This window comes from Longimicrobium sp., from assembly GCF_036387355.1.
GTDB lineage: Bacteria > Gemmatimonadota > Gemmatimonadetes > Longimicrobiales > Longimicrobiaceae > Longimicrobium.
The window spans coordinates 1-8,469 of record NZ_DASVTX010000187.1; the positions used below are offsets into that span (position 1 = coordinate 1).

The 8,469-nt window shown below is 68.9% G+C and carries 7 protein-coding genes; 4 read left to right on the forward strand and 3 right to left on the reverse strand.

All coding sequences use genetic code 11. From position 1 onward, the window contains the following. Window positions 1-257: 257 nt before the first annotated feature. Window positions 258-428: a hypothetical protein gene (locus tag VF665_RS08355; RefSeq protein ID WP_331052956.1), complete on the reverse strand. Its 171-nt coding sequence runs from the start codon at window positions 426-428 to the stop codon at window positions 258-260. Between the two features lie 800 nt (window positions 429-1,228). Here VF665_RS08355 and VF665_RS08360 point away from each other — a divergent pair. Further along, window positions 1,229-3,313: an alpha-1,4-glucan--maltose-1-phosphate maltosyltransferase gene (locus tag VF665_RS08360; protein ID WP_331052957.1), complete on the forward strand. Its 2,085-nt coding sequence runs from the start codon at window positions 1,229-1,231 to the stop codon at window positions 3,311-3,313. A gap of 727 nt (window positions 3,314-4,040) precedes the next feature. Here VF665_RS08360 and VF665_RS08365 read toward each other — a convergent pair. Then, window positions 4,041-4,643, reverse strand: coding sequence for a hypothetical protein (locus VF665_RS08365; protein WP_331052958.1), 603 nt, complete (start codon window positions 4,641-4,643; stop codon window positions 4,041-4,043). An 82-nt stretch (window positions 4,644-4,725) separates the two neighbouring features. Then, a complete protein-coding gene (locus VF665_RS08370; RefSeq protein ID WP_331052959.1) occupies window positions 4,726-5,388 on the reverse strand; it encodes a hypothetical protein in 663 nt (220 codons plus the stop codon). Window positions 5,389-5,681: 293 nt separating this feature from the next. Here VF665_RS08370 and VF665_RS08375 point away from each other — a divergent pair, with 293 nt between their 5' ends. From VF665_RS08375 to VF665_RS08385, 3 genes are all read left to right on the forward strand, one after another. Then, window positions 5,682-5,948, forward strand: a complete 267-nt coding sequence (locus VF665_RS08375) for a hypothetical protein (RefSeq protein WP_331052960.1) — start codon at window positions 5,682-5,684, stop codon at window positions 5,946-5,948. A gap of 135 nt (window positions 5,949-6,083) precedes the next feature. After that, the gene (locus tag VF665_RS08380) at window positions 6,084-6,410 is read left to right on the forward strand and encodes a hypothetical protein (RefSeq protein WP_331052961.1); all 327 of its coding nucleotides are present in this window, start codon (window positions 6,084-6,086) and stop codon (window positions 6,408-6,410) included. 205 nt (window positions 6,411-6,615) lie between these two features. After that, the gene (locus VF665_RS08385) at window positions 6,616-8,286 is read left to right on the forward strand and encodes an electron-transfer flavoprotein:ubiquinone oxidoreductase (RefSeq protein WP_331052962.1); all 1,671 of its coding nucleotides are present in this window, start codon (window positions 6,616-6,618) and stop codon (window positions 8,284-8,286) included. The last annotated feature ends 183 nt before the right edge of the window (window positions 8,287-8,469 follow it).

Consider the following 8,469-nt stretch of genomic DNA (forward strand, 5'->3'; position numbering starts at 1 on the left):
TGGGAGAGGGTGGACGCGTCTAAGCGCGGCCGGGTGAGGGCCACACCGTCCGCGCGCACCGGGCTTTCCAAACCGCGCGCTCTCGTACTGCGGTCCCTGACGTTTCTTCGTGCGAAAACGCCCCCGGCGCGCAGTGCGCACCGGGGGCGTTTTGTCTGTCGCGGCGGAGGTCAGCCGCCGCTCAGGATCAGAATGCCGGTCACGATCGTCCGTGGGTTCAGGGGATCAGCAGCATGCGTGAAGGAACAGCGATCCGCTCAGGGCGTTTCGATGCTTTCGCCTTCGGGGATCTGGTAGCCCCCGCTGGTCATCCAGCCGTTGAACGAAACGGTGGGCTCCTGAAAGCCGCCGCTCGTCATCCAGCCGTTGTAACCCAGGGTGGGCGCCGCCGCTTCTGCCGGGGCGTACGGATTGGTATTGGTGTTCATAGCAAGATCCCGATGAGGGGGAAAAGACGACGCCGTCGTGGCATCGGCGTACATTTTAACCCGCAAACCGCAGAAGTCAACTATGTCCGCTTTCAGATCGCAACACAATTGTTTAATCCGTCCTCGATCCTTTCGTCCATTCCCGCTCCTGGACGGGCGTAACTGCTTCGATCTTTACGCTTGCGCGCCCCACCGCCCCCGAGGTGCCCCCAAACGCGCGCCAAAACACCGCCACCGGAGGGATGATGACCGCTCCCGGTATACGGACTTTCCGAGTACCGGAATGCGGGGAGCGGGAGGTGGCGTGCGCCGGCCGGCGGTGGCCCTCACCCCGCGTGCTGCGCACGACGACCCTCTCCCACGAACCGATGTGGGAGAGGGAGCACACCCCAGAATTGCGCACGGAGCCTCGGCGGTGCGGGTCGCCGGCCCCGAAGGCCCCTCCCCCGGCCCCTCCCCGCGCAAACAGCCGCGCGGAGAGGGGAGAACGGCGGGCAGGTGCACGACGAAGGTGCCGAGCAGCCGGCGCGCCCCTCGCCCCGCTCCGAGTCACCTCGGCAAGATGCCGCGGCGGCTCGGCCGCTCCGCACTGGGCACCGGGCACCGGGCACCGGGCACTCCGCACTCCGCACTCCGCACTCCGCACTCCGCACTCCGCACTCCGCACTCCGCACTCACGCACTCACGCACTCCCGCCCTCCGCCCTCCGCCCGCCCTTGGCCCACCCCTTGCGGCCCGCGCGGGCGGAACCCCACCCGCCCGACGCCCTGCGTCGCCATCAGAACCGAACCGAGACATCGATGCCCGAGAGGATCGACGCCAGCCGCAGGGTCGTGATCGAGAACGTGCAGCCCGAACTGGACTGCGGACGCTACGCCATCAAGCGCGAGGTGGGCGACACCGTGCAGGTGGAGGCCGACATCTTCAAGGAGGGGCACGACGCGCTGTCCGCCGCCGTCTGGTTCCGCGCCGAGGATGAGGAAGGGTGGCGCGAATCGCCCATGAAGTTCTGGGACAACGACCGCTGGCGCGGCTCCTTTACCCCCGACCGCAACTGCCGCTGGTTCTTTACCGTCGTCGCGTGGACGGACGTGTTCGGCACCTGGCAGAGCGACCTGCGCAAGAAGTACGACGCCGGACAGGAGGTGATGCTGGAACTGTTCGAGGGCGCCCAGCTCATCGCCTCCGCCGCGTCCCCGCTGGCGCCCGGGCAGGACCGCGAGCGCATGATCGCCTTTCTGGAGGAGATCGTCGGCGACCCGGAACTGGCCTCGGGCGGGCTGATCGAGCGCGATTCGTGGCCGTCGTTCCGCGACGACGTGGAGAGCGCGCAGCACCTCACGCTCGCCGAGCGGGTCGCGGCCGCGCTGGACCCCGGGCTGCTGGAACTGATGGGGCGCTACCCCCTGCGGCAGGACCTGACGCGATACGAACGGGAACTGCCCATTCAGGTGGACCGCGTGGCCGCCCGCTTTGCCGCGTGGTACGAGCTGTTTCCGCGCTCCATGTCCGACGACGAGTCGCGCCACGGCACCTGGGACGACGTCATCCGCAAGCTGCCGTACGTGCGCGACATGGGTTTTGACGTGCTGTACTTTCCGCCCATTCACCCCATCGGGCGCACGTTCCGCAAGGGCAAGAACAACACGCTCAACCCCGGGCCGGACGAGCCGGGCGTGCCGTACGCCGTGGGGTCGAACGAGGGCGGGCACAAGGACGTGCACCCCGAACTGGGGACGCTGGAGGACTTTCGGCGCATGGTGGCCGCCGCGCGCGAGCACGGGCTGGAGATCGCCCTGGACTTCGCCATCCAGGTGTCGCCGGACCATCCGTATGCGAAGGAGCATCCCGGCTGGTTCAACCAGCGGCCGGACGGCACCATCATGTACGCCGAAAATCCGCCCAAGAAGTACCAGGACATCTATCCCCTGAACTTTTACGGGGACGACTGGGAGGCGCAGTGGGCGGAGTGGCGCGACGTGATCCTGCACTGGGCGGAGCAGGGGGTAAAGATCTTTCGCGTCGACAATCCGCACACCAAGCCGGTGCAGTTCTGGGAGTGGATGATCCGCCAGGTGCAGGCGCAGCATCCGGACGTGATCTTTCTGTCCGAGGCGTTCACGCGGCCCAAGATGATGCGGGCGCTGGCCAAGGCGGGGTTCACGCAGAGCTACACGTACTTCACCTGGCGCAACTTCAAGGGCGAGATCACGGAGTACTTCACGGAGCTCACGCAGGGGCCCATGAAGGACTACTTCCGCGGCAACCTGTTCCCCAACACGCCGGACATCAACCCGGAGTTCCTGCAGCGCGGCGGGCGGCCGGCGCACATGATCCGGGCGGTGCTCGCCACCACGCTGTCGTCGGTGTACGGCATCTACAGCGGCTTTGAGCTGTGCGAGGCCACGCCGCTGGCGCCGGGCAAGGAAGAGTACCTGGACAGCGAAAAGTACCAGCTCAAGGCGTGGGACTGGGACCGGCCGGGCAACATTCGCCCGCTGATCACGCGGCTCAACCAGGTGCGCCGGCAGAACCGCGCGCTGCAGGAGTACGAGAACCTGCGCTTTTATCCCGCGGACAACGACAACATCCTGTTCTACGGCAAGATGACGGAGGACCGGACGTCGATGGTGTTCGTGGCGGTGAACCTGGACCCGTTCTCCGCGCACGAGACCATGCTGCACTTTCCGCTGCCCGACATGGGGATCGGCTGGAACGATCCGTGGGAGGTGGAGGAACTGCTGACGGGGGAGCGCCACTTCTGGCACGGCGGATCGCATGGCGTGCGGCTGGATCCGGACGCGCCCGCGCGCATCTTCCGCGTGCGCGCGTGGAGGAGCAGCGAGCACGGATTTGATTATTTCATGGAGCCGACGATCGTGTAGGACGGGACGGGAGTACGAAAGTACGAAAGTACGAAAGGTCGCGGTTCCGAAGGCCCGGTGCGCGCGGACAGTGTGGCCCTCACCCGGCTCGCTGAAGCTCGCCACCCTCTCCCACGAACAGATGTGGGAGCGGGGGCACACGGCAACGGCGGTGTGGGATGCACCCACGCTGTGGCTCTCACCCGCGGCTCGGGGCCCCTCCCCCGGCCCCTCCCCGTGCAAACTGCGCACGGAGAGGGGAGAACAGCAGCTTGGGCGCACTCCGGAGGATGCCGCTCGTTCGGAGAGGCCCCCTCTCCCCGGCCCTCTCCCCCGCTGTCGCGGGAGAAAGGGAGACCTCAGCGCGAGCGCGGCGGTCGGCGCCGAAGCGCTCGTCTGCGCGGATGCAGCCTCACAGCAGTACCGTGAGGCTTTCAGCGGTTGTTGCGGCGGCTTCAGCCGCTGAGGCCAGCCGGGATTTCGCGCCGATCCCGCCGGGGCTGCACGCCAGGGCCGTTCGGCAGACGAGTTCCGGCCGATGGCACCGGCACGATCCGCCCCGTGCAGGTGAAGTCCCCCCGGCTGTTTGGGGGGACTTTCCGTCGTTGTTGCGGCGAATTCATTCGCTCAGGATCATCTTCGGCCGAGCAAACCTCTGCCGCCGCCACCCATCATCTCCGCCAGAAACGGGGCCGCCTGAACTCCGGCGCTCACACCTGCAGCCGTCCCGCCAGCCCTCAGCCCCTCGTCAGAAGCGGAGTGTGAGGCCCACGCGCGCGCCACCGCTGCTCGCCGGATCCACGGTCAGCGAGACGGGCCCACCGGCCCGCGTCCACACCGGCGTCCACTGCTCGCGCGCCGCGCCGCCGATCAGCGCGCCCACGCCGGCCCCCACCAGCGTGCCCACTCCAATCACCACGGCCGGTCCGCCCTTGATGTCGTAGTTCTTCTGCTCGCAGACTCCGTCCTCGCACTCCTCCGTCTTTCCGCCCAGAATGAGCACGCCGACGGTGAGCGCCGACGCCCCCGCTCCGATGAGCGCGCCGCGCGTGGCGCCCCGGGCGGCGCCGCCGCTCCGGCTCGCGCTCCCGCTGCTTACTTCCAGCCGCGACACGATGTTCAGCGGGTACTCGGTGGATTGCCCGCCCTCCATGAGCGTCACCGACGAGGAGTCGATCGCCTGCAGCGTGCCCACGTGGGTGGCGCCGCGCTGCGTGCGCGCGCCCCCGGACGCGGTGGTGGACTGAACGACGCGCACCCGCGTTCCCGGGGTGAGTGCCGGCGCCTGCTGCGCGGCAACGTCCGCCGCGCCGATGCACAGCAGGAAAATGGCTGACCACAGATGTCGCATGGATGTCCGCAAGCGCAGGGAAAGAAGGAAGGAGCCGTTACGGGATGCGGAACCTGTGCCGCCGCATCCCGATCGCGACAGGTCAGAACCGAAGCGTGAGCCCCACGCTGTTCCCCGTGGCGGTAACCGCGACCGGAACCGGGCGGCCGCTGATCTCCACGGGCGTCCACCGCTCCCGCGTAATCGAACCCACGACGGCCCCCATCACGCCGCCCACCGCGGCGCCACGCAGCATGTGAATGGGGATTTCTTCAGCCTTTTCGGCGTCCAGAAGCCAACGCAGGGCGCGAGCAAAAGGCGGTGGGTCTCGCTTTTCCCGCTGGGGGCAGAACTCCTCGGGGCACGGCTCACAGCTGATCCTGGAACAGTCGGTACTGCCGAACGACATCACGTGCAGCATCCCGATCACCAGTCCGGTGGAAACCGCCCCGATTCCGGCCCCGCGCTTGACGCCATGCAGCGCCCCGCCGCCGGGGCTGGCGTTGCCGCCGCTGACCTCCACCCGTTCGATGATGCTGAGCGGGTACTCCAGGCTCTGCCCGCGCACCAGCAGAGTAAGCGAGGTGGAGTCCATCGCCTGCACCGTGCCGGTGTGCGTGGCGCCGCGGCGCGCGCGTGCGCCTTCAAACGAGGTGGTGTGCTGCACGATGCGCACGCGGGTTCCAAGCGGAATGTCCGGCTGCTGCGCGGTGAGCCCGGACGCGCTGACGCACGTGAGGAGAAGAACGGACCAGAGGTATCGCATGATGGCTCCGACGAGGAATTGCACGGAATCCCGATAAACATACGTGTCGCGGGATAGTCCGCGACAGCCGCAATCGACCGGCGCCAGAAAGGCGTCCGGATGCCGGAACGCCGCCGCGCCTGCCGCTCCCGCTCTCACCCCCCCACTTTCGTACTTTCGTACTTTTGTACTTTCGTACTCTCGTACTCTCGTACTTCCCTTCCCGCACTCACGCAGTCCGCCTCCACGGCCCATCCCCTGCGTAACACCCCCGGCTCCAACATCGCACCTACTCCGAGCGAGGATCACACGACATGCGCACGCATCGCTGGATTCCGGTTTTTACGCTGGCGGCCGCGCTCTCGCTGGCCGCGTGCGGCGGCGAGGGCAATGGAAAAGCCACGCTGGAGTCGAACGACGGCCTCAGCCCCACCACGGGCTCCGAGCGCGCCCCCGGCCCGGGCGAGGGCGGGCAGTCTGGCGGCTCGCCCAGCGCGCAGGAGCGCACCACGGTGGCCAACGACACCGCCCCGCACCGCCCCGGCACGCCCGGCAAACCCGGACTGGGCAACCAGCCCTGAGGCCGATCGTCCAAGGTTTGTGCAACGAATTTCGCGCGCGTTCCCGAACGGGAACGCGCGCGGCGTTTGGGGGCACGGCTCTGGCCTTCCACGCGGCCGTCCCGCGGGTTCTTCCGCGGCGAGGGAACCAGAACCATGAAGGTGTACGTGATGTCGACCACCGCGCTCCCCGTCCGATTCCAGCTCCGCGTCCAGGTGCAGGCCCTGGTGAACGGCCTTCGCCGGCCCACGTCGGACGCGGGCAAGCTGCTGCGCCTTGCCGCCGCCCCGCTGCAGACGCTGGGGCGCATGGACGCGCCCGACGCCGAGCTTCGCCAGTCGCTGCTGCGTCTGAGCGCCGAGCTGGAAGCCGGCCGCTCCGTGGACCGTCTGCAGGCCGCCGCGCTGCTGGACCGCGCCGCCGCGGCCGTGGGCTGGAGCCGCGCCGACTTTCGCCCCGGGCAGGCGGCCGCGGCGCGCTGACCCGGGCGCCGCGCGCGGAGCGTTCGCCCCCGCGGTGGGGCGCGCGCTCCGGCAGCGGTTTCACCCCGGTGCGAACGAGCGTTCGTGTGTTTGCGGGCCGGGCGCGGCGTGCCTATAATCCGCCCGATTTTCCCGCGGCCCCTGGCGGCCGCCCCGCATCCCGCCGCCGCACGCGCGCCGGCGCACAGAACCATCACGGAGACCCATGGCCGACGCCGCACGCGGGACCGTTCTCCCCGTCCGCCACCAGCCGCCGCTCCCCCGCGAGCGGATGATCCTGTCCGAGGCGCCCGACGCCGAGGCCATTGAGATGGACGTGGTGATCGTCGGTGCCGGCCCGGCCGGCCTGGCGTGCGCCATCGAGCTCGCGCGCCTGGTGCAGAAGGACGGCGAGTCCGGCGGATCGCTGGGAGAAACCCAGATCGCCGTGCTGGACAAGGCGTCGGCGCTGGGCGAGCACAACCTGTCGGGCGCCGTGGTGAACCCGCGCGCGTTCCGGGAGTTGTTCCCCGAGCTCACCGACGCAGACTTCCCCTTCCGCGATCCGGTCCGCGACGAAGCCGTCTACCTGATGACGGAAACGGGGCAGTTCCGCATTCCCACGCCGCCCCCCATGCACAACAAGGGGAACTACACGGCGTCCATCTCCGAAATCTGCCGCTGGCTGGGGGAAAAGGCCGAGGGGCTGGGGGTCAACATCCTCCCCGGCTTCCCCGTCGATTCTCTGCTGGTGGAAGGGCAGAACGTGCGCGGCGTGCGCACCACGCCCGCCGGGCTGAGCCGCGACGGCAGCGCGGGTCCGGGCGCCGAGCCGCCCACCGACGTCACCGCGCGCGTTACCGTGCTGGCCGAGGGCACGCGCGGGCCGCTGGCCATGGCGTACCGCGAGTGGCAGGGGATCACGTCCGAGAATCCGCAGATCTTTGCGCTGGGCGTCAAGGAGCTGTGGGAAACCAAGGTTCCTCTCGACAAGGTGGTGCACACCCTGGGGTGGCCGCTGCCGCGCGACGCGTTCGGCGGAAGCTGGATGTATCCCGTGGAGCCCAACCTGATCTCCATCGGCCTGGTGGTGGGGCTGGACTACCGGCAGACCACGGTGGACGTGCACCAGATGCTGCAGCGGATGAAGACGCACCCGTTCTTCCGCAAGTACCTGGAGGGCGGCGAAATGGTGGAGTGGGGCGCCAAGACCATTCCCGAGGGCGGCTTCTTTGCCCTTTCGCAGCGCCGCTACGGCGACGGGCTGCTGATGGCGGGCGACACCGCGGGCTTTGTGGACGTCCCCTCGCTCAAGGGGATCCACTACGCCATGCAGAGCGGCATTTTTGCGGCGCGCGCCATCTTTGACGCGCTCAAGAAGGGCGACACCAGCGCGGCGGCGCTGGCGCAGTACGACGCCATGGTGGACGGCAGCTACATCCGCGACGACCTGCACAAGAGCCGCAACGCGCGCCTGGCGTTCAAGGACGGCTTCTTCATCGGCGGGGCCAAGGCCGGGCTCATGACGCTGACGGGCGGGCGCTTCCCGGGCGGCAAGATCAGCATGCACTCCGACAACGAGGTGCCGCGCGAGGTGCGCCCCGAGACGCCGTTCGTGCCGGACGGCAAGCTGACGTTCAGCAAGGTGGACGCGGTGTTCAAGAGCGGCAACCAGACTCGCGACGACATCCCCTCGCACCTGATCGTGGGGCAGGACATCTCCCCCGAGGTGGCGCAGCTGTACGTGCACCTGTGCCCGGCGGGCGTGTACGAGCTGAACGGCGACCGGCTGCAGGTGAACGCGCCCAACTGCATCGACTGCAAGGCCACGGACGTCATCGGCCCGCGCTGGACGCCGCGCGAAGGCGGCAGCGGCCCGTCGTACAAGAAGATGTGATCCGCGGCGGGATTGATGATGGGAACGGGCCGGATGCCACGCGCATCCGGCCCGTTCCGCGTTTCGGCCCCGCGGCGCGGGCCGCGCGACTTGGCGTCGGGCGCACCGGATTCGTCACATCAGCCGCACCGGGATTCCTCACCCGCCTCGGACTTTGAGCGTCATTCCGAGGAAGGCGCCGCG

What these genes read in the sequence shown, in the direction of transcription:
- VF665_RS08365 (WP_331052958.1), bottom strand. Translation starts at nt 4,643, where the DNA reads ATGCGACATCTGTGGTCAGCCATTTTCCTGCTGTGCATCGGCGCGGCG.
- VF665_RS08375 (WP_331052960.1), top strand. Translation starts at nt 5,682, where the DNA reads ATGCGCACGCATCGCTGGATTCCGGTTTTTACGCTGGCGGCCGCGCTC.
- VF665_RS08385 (WP_331052962.1), top strand. Translation starts at nt 6,616, where the DNA reads ATGGCCGACGCCGCACGCGGGACCGTTCTCCCCGTCCGCCACCAGCCG.
- VF665_RS08360 (WP_331052957.1), top strand. Translation starts at nt 1,229, where the DNA reads ATGCCCGAGAGGATCGACGCCAGCCGCAGGGTCGTGATCGAGAACGTG.
- VF665_RS08370 (WP_331052959.1), bottom strand. Translation starts at nt 5,388, where the DNA reads ATGCGATACCTCTGGTCCGTTCTTCTCCTCACGTGCGTCAGCGCGTCC.
- VF665_RS08380 (WP_331052961.1), top strand. Translation starts at nt 6,084, where the DNA reads ATGAAGGTGTACGTGATGTCGACCACCGCGCTCCCCGTCCGATTCCAG.
- VF665_RS08355 (WP_331052956.1), bottom strand. Translation starts at nt 428, where the DNA reads ATGAACACCAATACCAATCCGTACGCCCCGGCAGAAGCGGCGGCGCCC.